Below are 19,826 nucleotides of genomic sequence, written 5' to 3' on the forward strand. Positions count from 1 at the left end.
CCAATTAATTATTCGACAAATACTCCCAATAATTAGTTAAACCATCTTGGAGCGACCATTTTGGCTTGACCCCAATTTGTCTAAGTTTAGAGACATCAGCTTTTGACTTATCAATATCTCCTTGCCGAGTTTTTTTGCGAATAATATTTAACTTAATACCAGTAATCTTTTCATATGTATGAATCACGTCAATTAATGGTGTCTCATTTCCATTTGCAATGTTGTAAACGGTCGGTGATTTTGTTTCTGTGGCAATCTTTATCATTGCATTTACCACATCTTCAACGTATATAAAATCACGGGTTTGAGAACCATCACCGTAGATAGTAAATGGTTTCTTTTGCTTTAAACACTTCGTCACAATTGATAGAACGCCAGAATATGGTGAATCAGGGTTTTGTCTCGGACCATAGACATTAAAAAAGCGTACTGCAACTGTGGGTAAACCATACAGTCTCCCATAATCGATCGTAAAGCGTTCGGATGCATACTTATCAACTGCATATGGAGTCAAAGGCTGCACATGTGAACTCTCTTTTTTAGGAAAATCAGGAAGGTTGCCATATACAGCCGCCGAAGAAGTGAAAAGAAACTTCTTCAACGATAATTTCTGCTTCCTTATATATTCAAGCGTATCAATAACGGATTCTTGATTAACCTTATGTGTTCTTAATGGACGTTTGACAGAATCTGCCACACTAGAAACTGCAGCTAAATAATAAATATAGTCAAACTTGCCATTATCTAGCAATTGATGCATGAATTCATGATCACAAACATCATGCTGGATAAAATTAACATCGATGTCCGCAAGGTTTTCTTTCTTACCCATCGAAAGATCATCAACAACTGTGATTTCATTATTCTTTACTAATCGATGCGCTAAAGTGGATCCTATAAATCCAGCTCCCCCAGTTATTAATACCCTTGACACGTTAAACTCTCCTATCTAAAACAACCAAAACCTTTTATGTTTCTTCACAGGACGCACCGGATTCAGCGGTACGTCATCCCCATTAATAATTGACTTGGCATTTGCGGCATACCGATCTGCCAAATTACGGCCGAATTCCTCAGTCAGCCTTTCAAATGCCTGTCGCATCTCATATTTCCGCCCCGGCAAATCATGAGCATCCGAAGCGAAGACATAGCCTTGACCCGCTGCGATCAACTGCCGGCTGAAATTCTCAACCTTCTTGCCAAAGGTTCCTACATACGAACTCGCCGTAATCTGTGACAAGCAGCCTTTCTCCAGCAATCCGTACAGGAGATCGGGCTTTTTCATGATCATCGTGTTTCGCTCTGGGTGAACGATAACCGGTGTGATCCCACGCTGCTGCAAGTCGAAGATCATCCGACTGGTGTAATGTGGCACATCATCATCCGGAAATTCCAGCATCAGGTAACGGCCGCCAGCATCCGCAAACAAAATGTCGTTCTTGTCCAAGGCTGCCAACAGATTACCGTTGATTCGTACTTCCTGACCTGGAAAGACGGTCAAGTCAATGCCATGCAATTTCAGCTGCTCTTGAAATTCCTTGGTCAGCTGGATCACATCTTGCTTGTGATTGACATAGCGGCCATTCATGTGGTGCGGTGTCAATAGAGCATGAGTGATCCCATTTTCTGTAGCTTCACGGGCCAGGCGCAACGAGATTTCCATGCTCTTGGAGCCATCATCAACTCCTGGCAATAAGTGGCAGTGTAGGTCTACCATCACCATTACTTCTCACCTTCACCGTAGCCATATCCATAACCGTAGCCGTAACCATACCCATAGCCGTAGCCATATCCGGCATCCGCTTTACTGTCGGCGGCGTTCATAACGTAGCCCAACAGGTTGGCGTGTGCCATGTGCAGTAATTCGACCGAGCGCCGGGCAGCCATCTTTTGCGTCCGTCCTTGGCGAATGACCATCACCACAGCGTCCAAGCTATGCGAAAGCACTTGCGTATCAGTGACTTCTAGCATCGGCGGTACATCCAAGATCACCATGTCGTAGTTTTGTTTCACAGCGTCCAGGAATGCCTGCATCCGCTGAGAAGCCAGTAATTCAGCTGGGTTCGGCGGAATCGGCCCGCTTGGCAGCACATCCAGATTCTGGATACCACTAGGCTTAATGATCTGGCTCAAGTCAATTGACTGAACCCGGCTCGTCAGGATCGAAGTCAGCCCTTGGCGGTTATCGACACCGAAGGACTTACTCAAGGTTGGCCGCCGCAAGTCCGCGTCAACCAACAAAACGTGCTGACCATTTTGGGCAAACACAACGACGATGTTATCGGTCACCGTCGACTTCCCTTCAGAGACATTTGCGGAGGTAAAGGCCAGCGTCCGAATCTGCTTGTCGATTGCCATGAAGTCAATGTTGGTCCGGATTGTCCGGAATTGTTCAGAAATAATGCTCTTCGGGTGGACGGCGGTAATTAATTTGACCCCGTTATCGATCGTGTCCGTCGAGTTTTTCTTTTTCCGGTCAAATAATAATGTTGATAATATTGACATTTCCTTGCCTCCTTAAACCCGTCGTTCGCTGCGTGAGTGTGTCCGCAGGTTTTCGTTAATCTTGGCTGAACTCCGGTCGAGGTGGATGTAATCAATGTGACCCAAGTTAGTCAATCCTAATTCTTCGGTCATAAAGTCATCGGAATTGATCGTCGTGTTCAGCAGTTCCTTGATGATCAGGTAGATCAGGGAAGCTAAGAGACCTAAGACCGCTCCGGCCAGGGTGAACAGCTTAACATTCGGGAAAGAAGGCGCATTCGGCTCGGTGGCTTGTGAAACAATCGTCACGTTGTTCACGCTCATCATCTTCTTGATCCGCTTCTTGAAGACCGACGCAATCGTGTTGGCCGTCGCCGCGGACTTCTTCGCATCATCGGTGGTGACCGCCACAGAGAAGACCTGCGAGTTTTGCTTGTTGCTGATCTTGATACCCTTCTTCAGCTGGCTAACCGACATGTTGTAGTTGCGGCCATACTTCTCGGCCACGCTGCTGCTATTGTTCAACTGGCTGCTGGTCTGCTTCAGGATCACACTGTTTGTGATGATGTCCTTATAAGTGTTGATAATCTGCACATCGGCCTGCTGATTGTTGTAAGCCTGGCCGTTATTGTTGCTGCTATGCTTTTGGTTAACCAGGATTTCGGTATTGGCGGTGTACTTTGGGGTAACGACAAACTTAGCAACGGCAAAGCCCAGCACCCCCATCAAGACTGTCCACAAGATCAACAACCGGACATTGCTGCGGATCAGCATCAATAACCGGTGAAGGTCAATTGTATTGGTTACTTCCTTTTGAGAATCCGTCATTGTCTACTCCTTATTATTTCAAACTCTTCTGCAGCAGGTCGGTGATCCGTTCCTGCTCCGTATTGGAGACCACTTCAAAGTCCTGGCCGTCATATTTTTGGCCCTTACCTTGGGCGTGGTCCTGAATTACCTTGGCATTGGCTTTCCAGTAGTTCTTGGCTAATGCAATCATGTTCTTAAAGGTCAAGTCCGTCTGTGAACTGTCAGAAATGGACTTCAAGAATTTCCGGTTTAGTACGGCTTTGTAGGAAATGGACTTCTTCAACAACGCGGTCACAATTAACCGTTGCCGCTGTTGCCGTCCGTAATCGCCTTGCGGGTCGTCGTAACGCATCCGGCTGAACTTCAATGCGTTGGTGCCATTCAAGTGGTAGGTCTGGCCCTTCTTAAACGAAGCACCATCGTAGGTGAAGGTCAGTGGTGACTTGACATCCACGCCGCCAATTTGGTTGATCGCCTTCTCCAAACCGCCCATGTTGACTAAGACATAGTAGTCAATCGGAATATTGAAGTGCTGGCGAACGACCTTGACACTTTCCTTGACGCCGCCATAGGTATAGGCAGCATTGATCTTGGCCGGTGATTCGTCCGCATAGCCAGGGAGGTTCACCTTCATGTCCCGCGGCAGACTGACGATCGTGGTCGTCTTCTTCTGCGGATTGACGGTCATGATCATCATGGTATCGGTTCGCCCCTTGTAATTCCGGCCCAGCGCACCGGTATCAGTCCCCAGCAAGAGAATTGACACAGGCCGCTTTTCGGCGAGAAGCTTATCAGTATTGCGTTGCTTGGCAATACCGGCGCTGTTGTACATGTCGTTGGTGGTCACTTTGAGATTGCGCCAAGCACTGGCTGCAAAAAAGATCGCCAACAAAAGTAACAGGCCAAACGTCCACCAAAAGACCTTCTTCAGCATCCGCCGCCGATGATGACGGTGATGATGATGATGATGGTGGTGATGGTGATGATGAACAACTTGTTCATTCAGCGGTTGCTGATTAGCCACCTCATCTTTTGTATCTTCATTTTCTGGCATTTGTGATTCTCTCCTATGCGCGTCTATATATAGACATTGATTGCAAAAACAATTTATGCTGACTTGGCGGTGGTTAACAAGCTTGGCGCGACTGGAATGCCTGCCAATTGATCGACGCTTGTCAACTACAAGTCAGCAAAATAAAAAAGCCGTTGGTAATCGACTTTCGAATATCTATAACTAGGTCGCAAAATTTACCTCAAAATAACTAATCGGCAATTTCCGACCATAATCTGATATTGCATTGATAATTAAATATGTACCTGTCCGAACTATACCCAAGTATGAACATTAGTATTAATATTACCCGGATCCCAGTGTTTTTTCAAATCGACTTAATGAATTTATTTGTCATATTAAATAAACAGTTATCAATTGACTAGTTCCCAAAGTAGACAGAAAGTCAAGTAAATCGCCCTTTCCGTCTCCTGGTAAAAGGAATTATCATCCCTGAATGCTTCCTGATCCGGTAAAATTTTGGATAAATATTTTTTCAATTTATCTATTGATAAGGTCAAAAAGCCTGCCATGTAGGCGCTTTCGGACTCAGGTCAAATAGTGGCTACGGCTGGGTTGACTGTGGCTTGTTCGGAATCTCGCTGATGAAACGACTAACTGACTGGCTTTTGTTCTTTCAATGTACAAAAAATGGAGGGCTCCAAATAGAGTCCTCCATTCGTCGTCCAGAATTGTTGATACAACTCTGGGAAATTGTTCCCTTTCTAAACATTTCTGCAATTTATATTACATTTTGTCTCGAGTTAGTAGACAATTACATGAAATTATTTAAAAATAAATTTGATAAATGCCGATATTTATACTTTAATGAGGTTTGGCTATTTGCATAAATGGTTGTCTATTATAATTTGGGAGGAAAATATGAAAGCAAATCGTTTACTGCATTCAATGGGCCTGTTATTAGTAGCGGGTCTGATCCTATCAGGTTGCACAAACAGCTCACCGACCAAGCACGGTAAAACTGCTAGTTCCAGCGAACAATCGTCGGCGCCAGTTAATCAATCATCATCGTCAACGGTGAACAAGAAACAATCTACAACTTTATGGAACGACAGCAAAGATCAGAAACTCGAACAATTCATTAACGACTGGGCACCAAGCATGCATCAGTCATACCAGAAGTACAGCGGCCAAGGGAACATCCGCACCAAGTCAGGCATGGAATACCCGAGCGATTTCAACAAGACCACGGTCAACGGCACCAACGATTCCATCGGCTGGGCACCATCCGGCAAGGGCCCTTACTCATATAATGTTGTGGCGATTTACAATTACGATCGTCCAGGCAACGCTGCCACTCACATCACTTACGCTTTTGCATTCCACGATGGTCAACCCGTCGCACTGGTCGACCAAAGCACTAATGGGACGGCAGATTGGACACCAACCAAGAACGCCGACGTTGCCAACAACTTTGCCAAGATTGCAAACGGTGACTTCTAGTTCGCCCAGCTAATTAGCTAACGGCACTAGTGCTAATTACGAAAAGTTTCGTTTAACTAGAATATACTTCCTGCGGCTGCACCAGCTGTTATAAGCCCTACATGAAAAGGCATTGGCTTGAGAATGATTTCTTCAAGTCAATGCCTTTTTTACGTAATAAAAAAGGACGCCTTTTAAGCGCCCACAACCGGTTCGATATTGAGGAGCTACCTCAATACCATTTTGCACACCGGCCTTTTCATTATTGTAATCTTATTATAACACATATTAGCTATGTTAAAATTATTGTTGCACATCGGGTGGGCAGCTCCCACTTAAACCATGTGCAATGGGAGGTGACTCCTATGGGACATTGGTTCCTTTTCATTATTGTTGTGCCTAGTAAGCACATAAAAAAACTAATCCATAAACTATTCAAGTAATAGTTTCAGCGCCTGTCGATTGATGGGCGCTGTTTTTTTGCCAAAAAAGGACGCCTTTTAAGCGCCCACAACCGGTTCGGTTTAAGTAACGAACTGAAACCATTTTGCACACCGGCATAATACTCTTGATGACTGTATTATAACAAAGAACTAGGAGTAAATGCTCTTAGTCCCTTACTTTAAAGTACGAAATTATTCGTACTCAATAGTCGAAGGCGGTTTGCTCGTGACATCGTAAAGGATTCGGTTGACGTGATCGACCTCGTTGACGATCCGTACGGAAATCTTTTGCAAAACATCCCACGGAATCTTGGCGAAGTCGGCGGTCATTCCATCGATTGAGGTGACGGCCCGAATGCAGACGGCATAATCGTAGGTCCGGTTATCGCCCATGACACCAACGGATCGAATTCCCGGCAAAACGGTGAAGTACTGCCAAATCTTCTGGTCCAAGCCGGCCTTGGCAATTTCTTCACGGAGAATGGCGTCGGAATCACGCACAATCTGCAGCTTTTCCGGAGTGATTTCACCAATAACCCGGATCCCCAGACCAGGACCTGGGAATGGCTGCCGCCAAACCAGTTCGTGCGGAATGCCCAGTTTCTCACCCAATTCACGGGTTTCATCCTTGAACAGGGAACGGAGCGGTTCAATCAGCTTAAAGCCAAGCTTCTTCGGCAAGCCACCAACATTATGGTGGGACTTGATCGTCTTGGCAGTGTCAGTCCCGGATTCGATAACGTCCGTGTACAGGGTCCCTTGGGCCAAGAATTCAGCATCCTTGATCTTCTGGGCTTCTTCGTGGAAGACATTCACGAATTCGGCACCGATGATCTTCCGCTTTTTTTCTGGGTCGGTAACGCCCTTCAGCTTGCCCAAGAAGCGCTTGGAAGCGTCGACTTTGATGATGTTAACACCGAGGTCGCGGTTCAAAGCGTTCATGACCTGGTCGGCTTCGTTCTTCCGCAACAGACCGTGGTCAACGAAGATACAAGTCAGCTGGTCGCCAATGGCCTTGTGCAGCAGGACGGCCGTAACACTGGAATCAACACCGCCGGACAGGCCGAGGATGACTTTCTTGTCGCCGACTTCTTTGCGGATATGCTCAACCTGCATGTCAATGAAGTCGTCCATTGACCAGTTAGCTTTGGCGCCACAAACGTCAAAAGCAAACCGCTTCAGGATGTCCAGGCCGTACTCAGTGTTACGGACTTCAGTATGGAACTGCAGGCCGTAAATCTTGCGCTGGTCGTCAGCAATAGCGGCAATTGGGCAGTTCTTGCTGGTAGCCACAACCTTAAAGCCATCCGGAGCCTTGGTTACCCGGTCACCGTGACTCATCCATACATACTGCTTCTTCGGCAATCCCTTGAACAATGCGGCATTGTCATCAGTCACTTCGATGTCGGCACGTCCGTATTCGGAATCATCCGCGCCTTCGACCTTGCCACCAAGGTTATATGACATCAGCTGCATCCCGTAACAGATCCCTAAAATCGGAATACCCAATTTATAGATATCTTGGTCAACCGTAAAAGCGCCCTTGTCATAAACGGAATTTGGGCCGCCAGAGAAGATGATGCCTTTCGGGTGCATCTTCTTTATTTCGGCGGCGGTAAGCTTATGAGACTTCAATTCGGAATAGATACCAAAGTCCCGGATCCGTCGGGTAATCAATTGGTTGTACTGACTACCAAAGTCGAGGACGATGATCTTATCGAATTGGTCCAGATTCGCGTTTGCCACTTCTCCCACTCCTTTATTGTGAACTAAAATCAGCTAAACTAAGACTATTGTACGGTCGTTCGTGAGACAGGTCAATTACCCTTTTAGGCGCTCATAATTCTTCACTTTTGTTAAAATAATAGGCAAACAGTTACCGAAATAATGAACCTATTATAAGGTTAATCAACAAAAGGAGTCTGTTTGATGGATATTTATGGAAAATATGCCGCTTCGTTAACCGCAATCATGAACGACGTCGAAGATCACATCCGCAGCTTAAACCAGCAAACGGTCGCTGCCGGTCAACCCAAATTGTACGAACATTTAATTGGCCGGGTGAAAGCTAACGACAGCATGGTCGAGAAATGCCAACGCAAAGGCTACTCTGTATCGACCGAGTCGGCACTGCGCAAGTGTCATGATGCGATTGGCATCCGCATCGTTTGCAACTTCATCGACGACATCGACCGCGACTTGCAGTTACTGCGGCAGGCGGATTGGTGCTCCGTGGTGAAGGAAAAAGACTAAATCAAAAATGCCAAACCAAATGGCTACCGGAGCTACCACCTGATTCTGGACGTGACCACACCCTACGAAGATGTTGACGGGAATAAGCCAGGCCACTACTTCGTGGAAATCCAGTTACGGACGATCGCTATGGACTCTTGGGCCAGTTTGGAACACGAAATGAAGTACAAGCACCATTTGAAGGACCCAGAACGGATCGGCCGCGAATTGAAACGCTGTGCCGAACAACTGGCCTCTTGCGACGTTGAGATGCAAACCATCCGGCAATTGATCCACGAAAACGACTAGGAGGATTCATATGCGCATTCTATTAGCAGAAGACGAAAAGCAATTGAATCATGTCATCAGCTTGGCCTTGACCAAGAGCGGCTACACGGTTGATTCCGTGGAAAACGGCCAGGAAGCGGTTGATTACGCGAAGAAGAATCCCTACGACGTGATGATTTTGGACATCATGATGCCGGTCAAAAACGGGATCGACGCTTTGAAAGAGATTCGGAAAAGCGGTGACCGAACCTACGTCATGATGCTGACGGCGTTGTCCGAAGTTGACGACAAAGTGACCGGGTTGGACGCCGGAGCCGACGATTACCTGACCAAGCCCTTCTCTTTGAAGGAATTGCTGGCCCGTTTACGGTCGCTTGATCGCCGCAACAACGAGATGGACAGCAATGTGCTGGAATTCGGCGACCTCACCCTGAACGACCACGAACAGGTGCTGGAAAGCCACAATTCCATCAGCCTGACCAACAAGGAAACCCGCCTGCTGCAGTACATGATTTTGAACGCCAACAAGGAGCTTTCCGTGGACCAGTTGTTGAACCAGACCTGGGACGACGATGACGAACACGCCGACGCAGAAGACCTCTGGATCAACATTTCCTACCTGCGACAAAAGCTGGCGGCCGTCAATTCCAGTGTCACCATCAGTGGGGCAAAGGGCGGTCCGTTCAAAATCACCAAACCCGCAAAGGAGTGATGGACGATGATCAAGCGACTACAGCGCAAATTCATCCTGATTGCCGGCTTTTCCTTGCTGGTCGTCCTCGCGACGATCGTGGGCAGCATTTATGGCGTGGCCGCCTACCGCTCCCACCAAGAGGTCAACAGCGTCCTCAACATGCTGGTAGAAAACGACGGTCAGATTTCGCCATCGTTCAGCGACAACAACCATGACCGCCCCTTCTTAACTCCTCAGCAATCGCGCGAAGGAATTTATCAATACCGCTTCTTCTCGGCACAGTTGTCAAAAAAGGGCAAGGTTCAGCAGATCGACAACCAGCACATCTTCACGGTAAGCCCGCAAGACATCGTTAGTATCGCGCAGCGGGCATACTCCCGTCACCAAGATAAGGGGCAGATTTACTTCAACAAGACGATGTACGCCTACCAGGTGAAGCATAAAGCTAAAGCCACCATCATCGTTTTCCTCGACGAATCCCTACTGGAGCAAAGAAGCAAGGACCTGGCCAAAATTGCCATCTGGCTGGGAATCATCGTGATGGTCATGTACACCATCGTTCTAGCGATCTTTTCAAGGCGGGCTATCAAGCCGGTCGTTGAAGGCGAAATCCGCCAGCGTGAATTCATCAGCAACGCCGGCCACGAATTGAAGACACCACTGACCGTCATCTCAGCCAACACCGAAATGCAGGAGCTGCTCGACGGCGAGAACGAATGGACGAAGAGCAACAAGCAACAGGTTGCGCGCCTCACCCACCTAATCAACAACCTGATTGCCCTGGCCAAGATCGGTGAACAGCCCGACCTGCACATCGTCGAACTGGACGCCAGTGCCATCACTAACCAGGTCGTCGACAGCTTCAAGCCGGTCATCCAACAGAGCGGCTTCACTTTCAAGACCGACATTCAACAAAAGCTCACCGTCAAGGCCGACGAGAACCGTTTCACCGAGTTGATCAACATCCTGCTCGACAACGCCAACAAGTACTGTGACGAGAACGGCAAGATCTTCGTCAACCTCCACCGTAACAAGCGGTCGCGCGCCGTCACCCTGAGCGTCACTAACTCCTATGCCAAGGGTGCTGACGTCGACTACAGTAAGTTCTTCGAGCGCTTCTACCGGGCCGACACCGCCCACCAAGTCAAGGGGCAGACCGGCTTCGGCATTGGTCTTTCCATGGCCCAGCGAATTGTTGCCGACTTCCATGGCAAGATCAAAGCCAAGTACAGCAACGGCATGATCAGTTTCATCGTGACTCTGAAAGCATAAGAAAACCAGGACTAGCTCTTTAGCAGTCCTGGTTTTTTTCATTGTTACTCGTGATTAGCCAATCGCACTGCGCGAATGCTGGCGATCACCAGCGAGTCACCGTCGGTCAGCCACAAGCGGCCGCGCTGGGGAACAATCTTTTTGATGGTGCCGCGAATCTCCTGGTAATATCCGGATTGACCATCAAAGTAATCGAAAACAAGGGTACGGCCGACCTGCAGCTGTTGGCGAATCGCTGCCTGCTGCGCTGCGGACAAGTATTGTTTGTGCTTGTAATTGACCGCCCGTTCGCGAATCAGGCCATTGAAACCGGTCAAGGCCGCAAACGGTGAGAACTGCATCGCCCGGTCCTCGTTGGTCATCGGCAAATGCGCCCGCGAATGCTGATAAGGCCGGTCAATGATGTCGTTGTAACGACTGGTATCGCTGAATAATTTGCGTTCAATGACTTCTTTTTCGTCCATAACTAAGCGCGGTGACCCCCAATCTGATTGTTACGCTCCTTGGTATTAGCGCCCGGCTCAATGTCGGACAGGCGGAGCACAATGTTTTTATCGCCCAGCTTCTTTTGCAATTTCAGGATCGTCTCTTGCAGCTGACGGTCCTTTTTGCGTTTTTCGGCAGCCACTTGATCCTGCTGTTCTGCCTCGTGCGGGTCTTCGAACAGACTTGTTTGCGAGTACTGGGTCTCCTTGGCCGCGGCATCTTCATCAACCAAGTGCGTGGCCGTCAGGGTTACCCGCCGGATCAGCAACTGGGAGTTAACCGTCTGATCGAACAAAGCCAGGTAGATCGGCCGCAATTCGGCAGATGACGAGGTCGGCACCCGCAATTTCAAATGGTTATGGGTTGGTTTCGGCACCCGCCGCCCATAGAAATCGGTCGTGATCGGGCCCTGATAACTGGGTGCACTCCGCAGGCTCTGCACATCGTAATCCAAAACCAGGCCAACATGATCCGTCACCGCATGGCGTTTGACCAGGTCTAGTCCCAGCGCATCGATCATGCCGTTCACCGCTAAACGAGCCTGCTTGGGTGGCGTCGGCTTCATCAATACCTGGCTGGAATAGATGCCATGGTCATCCGAATGGTAGTTCTTAATGTCCGCGATGGTGGCCGTTTCGTGGCCCCAGGCGTGGTCAATCAGCAGCTCGGCATTTTTGCCAAACTCGCGGTACAGGATTTCTTCGTTTTGGGGATCAGACAAGCTGCCTAGTGAGCAACGGGCAATGTCACCCATCGTGTGCAGGCCCAGCTTTTCCAGCCGCTTGGAAATGCCCCGTCCAACACGCCAAAAGTCAGTCAGGGGTTGGTGGGCCCACAGATAGCGCCGGTACTGGTGTTCATTCATCTGGGCGATCCGGACCCCATCTTGATCGGCCGGAATCCGTTTAGCCACGATGTCCATCGCCACCTTGGCCAGGTAGAGGTTGGTGCCGATCCCCGCTGTCGCTGTGATGCCGGTCTCAGCCTGGATTTCGGTGATGATCTGCTTGGCAAGATCGTGTGCGCTGATGTGGTGGTCGTTCAGGTATTCGGTCACATCCATCAGGACCTCGTCGATGGAATAAACGTGGATGTGCTCAGGCTTGATGAAGCGCAGGTAAATCTCATAAATTTGGGCGCTTTTCTCCATGTAGAAGCTCATCCGCGGCACCACGACTTTGTATCCGACGCGCAGATTCGGTGACTTCAACAGTTTGCCCCGGTAGATGGACTTATGGCTGGACAGATGGTGGAAGCTCGCATGCTTTGCGCGTTCACGGTTGATGGCCGCCACCTTTTGTTCAACTTCAAATAGGCGTGGCCGCCCGGGAACACCAAACTTCTTCAATGCCGGTGAGACCGCCAAACAAATCGTCTTATCCGTGCGGCTGGCATCTGCCACGACCAAGTTGGCATTCAAGGGATCGAGGTTGTGGGCAACGCATTCGACCGACGCATAGAACGATTTCAAGTCAATGGCCATGTAAGTATGTTCGCTTGCCAAAACGATCCCTCCTTTTCCCCTACTAATTTAACATATTAGGGGAACAAATGATTGGTTTACGTCCAACAAAAAAGAAGAGACGGATTAGCGCCTCTTCTAATGGTATCTGTACGTATAAACAATGTGCTTAGTGCAACAAACTATGTGCTAAATGCCCATTGGTATCACTTCGAAAATGAGATCCTTCAAAAACACGACTAAGATAATGTGCCCATTGGAATCACTCCATTTCAAAAACCAAGCGACCAACAGTTAAATTACTGCTCGTATCATCCTAATCATTGGTATCACCTCATTTAAATGATTACCTTTGCTACATCTATAATATAGCATACTTTGTTAGCGCTTACAAGTAATTTCGGAACAATTTTTAGGACACGCCCGGTTAACCTTCACGTAAGTAGACTTGATCGATGACATGATGGTGGGTCTTATGCAGGATCACGTCCGCCCGCGTCCTGGTTGGCAAAATGTACTGTTTCAGGTTAACGAGGTTGATTTTCTTCCAAACGTCCTTAGCCATGGCGAAGGCTTTATCCCGGTCACCCTGCGCCCATGGGTAGTAGTAATTGTTCGGGTCTTGGAAGGCTGTGTCTAAGAGAATGCCGAACCGCTCCAGGTACCAATGCTGGATCAATTCAGGGTCGGCGTCGACATAAATTGACCAGTCAAAAAAGTCGCTGACGTAGATTGGCTGGGCGGTCGGCAGTTGCAAGACATTGATCCCTTCGACAATCAGAATATCTGGCTTGATGATCCGCTGCGGCTTTTCGGGCATGACGTCATACACGCTGTGAGAGTAAGTCGGCGCGTCAACCTCGTCCTTGCCTGCCTTCACATCGTTCAAGAAGGTCACCAGCTTATCCATGTCGTAGGATTCAGGGAAGCCCTTGCGATCCATAATCCCCCGCCGCTTCAGTTCGGCATTGGGGTACAGGAAGCCGTCTGTCGTCATCAACTCGACCCGCATGTCCGGCATCAACCGAGTCAACAGGATCTGCAGCAAACGGGCCGTCGTACTCTTCCCCACAGCAACGGGGCCGGCAATTCCGATGATGTATGGGATCCGGCGCGACGGCTGCTTCAAAAACGTCTGTCGTTGCAGCTGCATCTGCAAATAGTTCTGATATTGTAACTGCAATAGCTTCATCAGCGGCAGATAAATTTCCTGCACATCGGAAATCGAGATGCGGTCGTTCAGCGACTTGATGTCATCCAGATTTTCCTGGGTCAGCATGACCTTGTCGCTGGGGAAAAAGCTGTGCCATATCTGCCGATCGAAGCGATCATAATTTAACCATTCGTTCATGCCTGTGGGCCCTTTCTTTTAATCAGTATCAAAGTGTATCTTACCATGATCAGTTCAGAAATGGGAGCGCTATCCCTTACCTATATCACGAGGCGTGCAAAACAAAAATGGGGCGGAGCATTCTCCGTCCCATTTTGGGTTTTTATCTTGCTTACTTGATCTTCGGGAAGTTCAAAGTTGGGTCACTTTGCAATTCCGGAGCATCCGTATTGTATTGATCCAGCGTACTGTGACCGCCATTCTGTGACTTCAGGCTGGTCTTGTGCTGCTTCTGAGCCTTCTGCAACTTCTTCAGGCCCTTATTCAGGTTGTAAGAATATGACTTCTTATCGGTCTTCTTAAAGCCTGGCAAGTGGTAGAAGCGGAGTAGGTCGCCGTTGACCACCTTATCAGACAAGCCAAGGTCGGTCGTGACGTACTTCTGGATCTTGTCGACTTCCTTCTTCTGGCTGGCTGACAGGTGCTTGATCCGCTTGCCGGAGCCGGTCAAGTAGTAGTCGCCATTGAACTTCGTGTACTTCGGCGTTACCCAGTCACCGTTTCTGAACGGCACAATCTGGTTCCGCTTTGGTGACAAGAGGTCTTGCCCGAACTGGATGTACTTGTCGGAACTGATTCCCAGCAGGTCTTCCAGAGTTGGCAGGACATCGATTTCACCACCATAGGTTTGGTTGATGCCACCCTTCAGGCCCTCCATGTTGATCATGAACGGTACCTTCTGGAACATGGCCAGATCGTAGTTGTCAACCGACTTCTTGTGGAAGATGTCGGCAATGGCTGGCCGGTGGTTGTTTGAAATCCCGTAGTGGTCACCGTACAAGACCAGGACAGTGTTCTTCCGCAACCCGGTCTTATCCAGATAGTCCAGCAGTTCACCAATGGATTGATCCAGATAGTGAGCGGTTTGGACGTAAGGGTCAACCGTGTCGTCACCGGTCTTCAATCCGGCAATACTCTTGTTCTTCTTATCCAGGATGTATGGATAGTGGTTGGTAACGGTGATCAGCTTAGCATAGAACGGCTGTGGCAACTGTTGCAGGTAGTAGGCCGAATCCTTCAGGAAAATCTTATCCTTGATCCCGTAACCCACGTCATAATCCTTGGTCTTCGGGAAGTAGCCCTTGGAGAAGAAGTAGTCATAACCGAATGACTTGTAGGCGTTGTCCCGGTTCCAGAAGCTTGGCACGTCACCGTGGAATGAAGCTGTGGTGTAACCGCGTTGATGAAGCATTGACGGTGCGGATTGGAAGGTGTTGGTCGTCCCATCGGTAACCATGGCCGATCCTTCCGGCAAACCAAACAGTGAGTTTTCCAGCATCAGTTCGGCATCCGCCGTCTTCCCTTGACCGACTTGGTGGAAGAAATTATCAAATGACAAGGTATCCTGTGCGTGGTAAAGCTTGTTCAGGTTTGGCGTAACTTCTTGGCCATCCACCTTGTAGTCAATCAGGAATTGCTGGAAGCTTTCCAGGTGGATGATGATGATGTTCTTACCCTTAGCCTTGCCATAGTATTCGATGTTTGGCGAAGCGTAATTCTTCTTGATGAAGCGTTGCACCGGAGTGATATCCTTGGCGCTGGCCTGCGATTTAACCGCACTGTTGTGAGTGGTCTTAATGCCATCATAAATGGTGTAGGCTTGCAGACCCAGGTACTTGACGATGTAGTTGTTGTCGAAGGTCCGGGTCAGCAGTTGACTCCGGTTGCTTTCGGCCATCCCCAAGTTGGCGCCAAAGAGGGCAAAACCAATCGCCGTGATGGTCAGGGCATAGCGAATCTTGAAATAGCGCATGTCCACCCGGATCCAGTGGCAGAGCAGCACGATAATGACCAGAATCACATCGGCGTACACGAAGAAGTCGCTCGGCCGCATGATCCCCATCAGACTCTTGCCCAGGTTGTTTGAAGCCGCGCCCGACCCCTTGATCACATTAAACGTAATGAAGTCCGAGAACTCACGGTAGTAAAGGATGTTGGCGAAGAGCCACGTTGAGAGCAAGGCATTGATAATGCTCATCAACCAATATGACAGGCGCCCGCGGAAGTATAGCGCAATCCCTAAGAAGATGATTGCGCCAGGTAAGGTGTTAAAAACCAGCAGGAACTCTTGAACGCTCCCGCTTACTCCGAGATTGAATTTTGTCTTATAAGCCCAGTAGCTTTTAATCGCAAAGAGCAGGACCGAGAAAATAAAGAAGCCCAGCTTGGTATTCAGGCCGCGTCTAACTTTTCGCAACGCAGTATTCATGGTTTTTCCTCCATCAACTTTTTTCAACATCAACCATCATACAATAATGCATTAGTAGTAGAACAGCTAAAACCGCATTTTTGAGAAATGTTTACCTTTATAGGCAACAAAATAAGGCGATTTATCCGCAGATTATGCTAGAATTTATTAAAAATCTAGTTACTTATTGGGAGGTAATTATGAAAATCACCAAGGGACGCGCTAATTTGATGCTGCTGGCCGTAGCGATCCTGTGGGGCAGTTCCTACGTCTTCGCTAAGGAAGTGGTGAACTCAGGGATGCACTCCGGCCTGATCAACGGCATGCGGGGACTATTGGGAGCCAGCGCTGCCGCGATCGTCTTCAACCATTCCATCCGCAAAATGACGAAGAATGATTTGAAGATCGGGGTCACCCTAGGTCTGATCAACTTCTGCGGTTATTACCTGCAAACGATGGCCCTGCAATACACAACGCCAGCGAAAAACGCCTTCCTGACGACCATGTACGTGGTTATCTCACCGGTCATCATGTGGCTGGTCTGGCATGAACGCCTGCAACGCAAGGACGGGGTGGCCATCGTCTGTGCCGTGGTCGGCATGGCCATTTTGTCCGGCATCTCGCCTAGCCACCTGACCCTGCAATACGGGGACTTTCTCACCCTGATTTCCGCGGTCTTCTGGGCCCTGCAGATCATCTTCTTTGCCCGCCTCGGCTACAAAGCGTCCAGTCCCTGGGTCGTGATTTTCACCATCAGCTGCACCCAAGGAACTTGCGGCTGGATCACCGCCCTCATCAGCGAACGGTCAACCTTTGCCCACGTGGATTGGTTTGCTGCCCTGCCACCCCTGTTTGCGATCGCGATCGTCGTGACCTTCATGGCGCAAGGTTTACAGCTGACCGCCCAGCACTACACGTCACCAACCGCGGCGGGCTTGATCTTGATGCTGGAATCATTCTTCGGCAGCGTCCTGTCCGTGATCTTGGGCTTTGACCCGTTGACCCATCGCTTAATCATCGGCGGTGCGATCATGATCTTGGCCAACGTGATCATGCAAGTCGACCTCAGGCACATCCATTTCTTGCAAAAACACGATTAATTATTGAATTTGAATCAAGCTGCGACCAGCTAGGCATGTCTAGTCTGGTCGTTTTTCGTATAGTGCCGGATCAACCTGGTCCAGCAAATGCGTCGGCTGGCCGATGGCAACGATACTCAAGGCATGCATGGCCCGAGAACAGATCGTGTACAGGAGCTGGCGTTCACCATCGCCGCGGTACTTGTCGGCATTGGCATCCCAGACGATGACGGCGTCGAATTCCAGCCCCTTGGCCAGGTATGACGGCACCACAATCAATCCCGGTACCAGGCGTTGGTTCTCGGTCCGGATCAGCGTGTTTTCGAAGCCCTGTTTCTTCAACAGCTGCGAGATTTGGTGACTGTCTTCAAGCGTCTTGCCGATGATAGCCACCTTGTCGTGCTTGTCCTGGTAGCCTTTCAGAATCCGTCCGACACTGGCCACCGCATGGTCTAAGTCGGGGTCCACTACCAGCTGCGGCAGGTCACCCGGCCGGTCAAAGGCCTCGATGTTTTCACCATTTTGCAAGATCTGCTTGGTGAAGTTGGTGATCTGCTTCGTTGACCGGTATGACTTGGTCAGTTGGACCACCTTGGTCTTCTCCGCGTCAAACATCTGGCTTAATTCTTTGAGCAGGCTCCGGCTGTTTTCGTGCGTGAAGATCGCCTGGTTCAGGTCACCCAACAAGGTGAAACGGGCCCGCGGGAAGCAGAACTTCAGGTAGGCCAGCTGAAAGGCGTCGTAATCCTGCACTTCGTCAACAAAGACATAGCGCATCTCCCGCTGTCCCCGCTTGCCGGTCAGCAAGTCGTAGAGGTAGAGGTAGACGGAAATCCCGTTTGCACTGATGTGGCCCTTCTTCAAGTCCTGGACCTGTTGATCGGCATAGGTTTGCCAATCGGCTTGAGTCAGGCCAAAGTCGGCCAGGTTGATGATCTTCGGGGTCACCCGCAACAGGTGAACGTATTGGGCGTTGATGTTGATCCAGCGGTGGTGGTCGATGGCGCGCTTGACCGGCTGCAGGGCGTTAATGACGATGGCCCGGGCTAAGAAGCGGTATTCCTCCTTATCGTTGACGAAGGCCTGCGGATGACGGGCGTAGAGCATGTTCAGCTGTTCTTGGCTCAAATCCTGGATCTGATCTTCCACCCATTTGGACCGCATTTCGGCGCCGATCCGGTGGTTCAGCCGCTTAATTAACGCTTCATCCGTACCGTCCATCCGGTTGCCCAGCTTGTAGTTACGGTTGAAGGAGTAGTAGATCTCTTTGATTGTGTCCTTGTCCGCAAAGACCTTGTCCTGGAAGTGCAGGCTGCGGAAATGCAGGTGACCATCCCTACCCAAACGCTTGGCATACTTGGTGACGGCCTTGAAGTAGTCCAGACTGCTCAAGAGACGGACCAGCTTGCCGTTCACACCTTGATCACTGGCCGCAAAGCGTTGGGCCACGTTGGCAACCGTCAGCCGCGGCACCCGACGATCAACGTACTGGAAGTAGGTCATCTGCACCATGTTGTGCTCACCCAATTCCGGCAGCACTTGGTCGATGTAGTCGTTGAACAATTGGTTGGGACTGAACAGGATCACTTGTGACGACTTCAGATTGCCACGGTAACGGTAGAGCAGCCAGGCAACCCGCTGCAGGACCGCCGCCGTTTTACCGGAACCGGCCGCCCCTTGGACGAAGAGCAGGTCGTCGCCGGTATCCCGGATGATCTCGTTTTGCGTCTTCTGAATCGTTGACACAATGCTCTTCATCTTGGTCGAGGAGTGGTTGCTCAAAGCCGACAATAGCATCTGGTCGGTCACGGTTTGGTCAGTATCGTAAATGGTCACAATCGTCCCATCTTCAATCTGAAACTGCCGCTTGAGCTTAACGTTGACGGTTTCCTTGCCATCAGGGGTTTGGTAGGAAACAGGGCCCAGTTCACCCTCATAGTAGATCGAAGAAATTGGCGCCCGCCAGTCGTAAATCAAGAAGTGGTCCGGCCGATCAGAGAAGGAAGCCAGACCGATGTAGATGGTTTCCGGCTTCTGCCCCGCCTGCTCTTGGAAATCAATCCGGGCAAAGTAAGGCTTGGCTTCCAGACGCTTCAACGTGGACAGACGGTCAGCGGCGTGCTGCCAGCTGTTTTCCCGTTCATTCAACATCTGCTGCTGGGCGTGAACTGACACGGCCGTATCCATCATGCCGGAATAGGTCGTGGTGTTCATATGAATTGTGTCAAATTGCTTACTCAGGCCGTGAATATCGCTTTTGGCGGTCGAAATATTCTTCTGCGCCTTCTTCTGCGCCCGACGAATCTGTTTGATCACTTCATCCAAGTGTGCTTGTTCATGTGCTTGTGTCTGGTCAGCCAAATTAGCAACGCTCCTTTACATCAAAATAGGAATACTATTATAGCATTTTACCGTTGCCGACGCCTGTCAGAGGGCTTCCTTGAAAATTATTTAAGTCAATTCGTTTTACTAGGCGCCGCTATTTTCATCGCTTAAAATAGTGG

15 protein-coding genes and 1 pseudogene are annotated in these 19,826 nt (G+C 49.5%); 5 read left to right on the top strand and 11 right to left on the bottom strand.

All coding sequences use genetic code 11. The features are described from left to right. Nucleotides 1-4 precede the first annotated feature (4 nt). Genes IV45_RS06230 through IV45_RS06250 form a run of 5 tightly spaced genes read right to left on the bottom strand, consistent with a single transcriptional unit; the run spans nt 5 to nt 4,348 of the window. Entirely contained in the window at nt 5-934 is a 930-nt protein-coding gene (locus IV45_RS06230) for an NAD-dependent epimerase/dehydratase family protein (RefSeq protein ID WP_057741638.1), read from the bottom strand. Between the two features lie 15 nt (nt 935-949). Then, on the bottom strand, nt 950-1,723 hold the full coding sequence (locus IV45_RS06235; protein WP_057741639.1) for a tyrosine-protein phosphatase: 774 nt from the start codon (nt 1,721-1,723) through the stop codon (nt 950-952). Then, nucleotides 1,723-2,505, bottom strand: a complete 783-nt coding sequence (locus IV45_RS06240; RefSeq protein WP_057741641.1) for a CpsD/CapB family tyrosine-protein kinase — start codon at nt 2,503-2,505, stop codon at nt 1,723-1,725. The genes IV45_RS06235 and IV45_RS06240 overlap by 1 nt, the downstream gene beginning before the upstream one ends. A 12-nt stretch (nt 2,506-2,517) precedes the next feature. Beyond that, complete coding sequence (locus tag IV45_RS06245) at nt 2,518-3,312, bottom strand: YveK family protein (RefSeq protein WP_057741643.1); 795 nt, start codon at nt 3,310-3,312, stop codon at nt 2,518-2,520. A gap of 13 nt (nt 3,313-3,325) precedes the next feature. Next, nucleotides 3,326-4,348 carry an LCP family protein gene (locus IV45_RS06250; RefSeq protein WP_083487287.1) on the bottom strand — a complete coding sequence of 341 codons (1,023 nt, stop codon included), beginning with the start codon at nt 4,346-4,348 and terminating at the stop codon, nt 3,326-3,328. A gap of 879 nt (nt 4,349-5,227) precedes the next feature. On the opposite strand from IV45_RS06250, the gene IV45_RS06255 reads away from it, so the two are divergent. Beyond that, nucleotides 5,228-5,809, top strand: a complete 582-nt coding sequence (locus tag IV45_RS06255; RefSeq protein WP_083487288.1) for a DUF4767 domain-containing protein — start codon at nt 5,228-5,230, stop codon at nt 5,807-5,809. A gap of 614 nt (nt 5,810-6,423) precedes the next feature. Here the strand turns inward: IV45_RS06255 and guaA are convergent. Then, on the bottom strand, nt 6,424-7,977 hold the full coding sequence (gene guaA / locus IV45_RS06260; protein ID WP_057741646.1) for a glutamine-hydrolyzing GMP synthase: 1,554 nt from the start codon (nt 7,975-7,977) through the stop codon (nt 6,424-6,426). A 183-nt stretch (nt 7,978-8,160) separates the two neighbouring features. Here guaA and IV45_RS06265 point away from each other — a divergent pair. From IV45_RS06265 to IV45_RS06275, 3 genes and pseudogenes are all read left to right on the top strand, one after another. Further along, nucleotides 8,161-8,772: pseudogene (locus IV45_RS06265) on the top strand (GTP pyrophosphokinase). A 10-nt stretch (nt 8,773-8,782) separates the two neighbouring features. Then, entirely contained in the window at nt 8,783-9,463 is a 681-nt protein-coding gene (locus IV45_RS06270; protein WP_057741649.1) for a response regulator transcription factor, read from the top strand. 6 nt (nt 9,464-9,469) lie between these two features. Then, on the top strand, nt 9,470-10,717 hold the full coding sequence (locus IV45_RS06275; protein WP_057741650.1) for a sensor histidine kinase: 1,248 nt from the start codon (nt 9,470-9,472) through the stop codon (nt 10,715-10,717). A gap of 44 nt (nt 10,718-10,761) precedes the next feature. Here the strand turns inward: IV45_RS06275 and IV45_RS06280 are convergent, their stop codons facing one another. From IV45_RS06280 to IV45_RS06295, 4 genes are all read right to left on the bottom strand, one after another. Beyond that, nucleotides 10,762-11,181: a hypothetical protein gene (locus IV45_RS06280; RefSeq protein ID WP_057741653.1), complete on the bottom strand. Its 420-nt coding sequence runs from the start codon at nt 11,179-11,181 to the stop codon at nt 10,762-10,764. Nucleotides 11,182-11,183: 2 nt separating this feature from the next. Further along, a complete protein-coding gene (locus IV45_RS06285) occupies nt 11,184-12,686 on the bottom strand; it encodes a Y-family DNA polymerase (protein WP_057742412.1) in 1,503 nt (500 codons plus the stop codon). A 406-nt stretch (nt 12,687-13,092) separates the two neighbouring features. Beyond that, nucleotides 13,093-14,016, bottom strand: coding sequence for a type I pantothenate kinase (gene coaA, locus IV45_RS06290; RefSeq protein WP_057741655.1), 924 nt, complete (start codon nt 14,014-14,016; stop codon nt 13,093-13,095). A 151-nt stretch (nt 14,017-14,167) separates the two neighbouring features. Continuing rightward, nucleotides 14,168-16,264: an LTA synthase family protein gene (locus IV45_RS06295; protein ID WP_057741658.1), complete on the bottom strand. Its 2,097-nt coding sequence runs from the start codon at nt 16,262-16,264 to the stop codon at nt 14,168-14,170. A gap of 179 nt (nt 16,265-16,443) precedes the next feature. Here IV45_RS06295 and IV45_RS06300 point away from each other — a divergent pair, with 179 nt between their 5' ends. Beyond that, nucleotides 16,444-17,343: a DMT family transporter gene (locus IV45_RS06300; protein ID WP_235807669.1), complete on the top strand. Its 900-nt coding sequence runs from the start codon at nt 16,444-16,446 to the stop codon at nt 17,341-17,343. A gap of 39 nt (nt 17,344-17,382) precedes the next feature. Here the strand turns inward: IV45_RS06300 and helD are convergent, their stop codons facing one another. Beyond that, complete coding sequence (gene helD / locus IV45_RS06305) at nt 17,383-19,683, bottom strand: RNA polymerase recycling motor HelD (RefSeq protein WP_057741660.1); 2,301 nt, start codon at nt 19,681-19,683, stop codon at nt 17,383-17,385. Between the last annotated feature and the right edge of the window lie 143 nt (nt 19,684-19,826).

This window comes from Limosilactobacillus secaliphilus (assembly GCF_001437055.1).
Classification (GTDB): domain Bacteria; phylum Bacillota; class Bacilli; order Lactobacillales; family Lactobacillaceae; genus Limosilactobacillus; species Limosilactobacillus secaliphilus.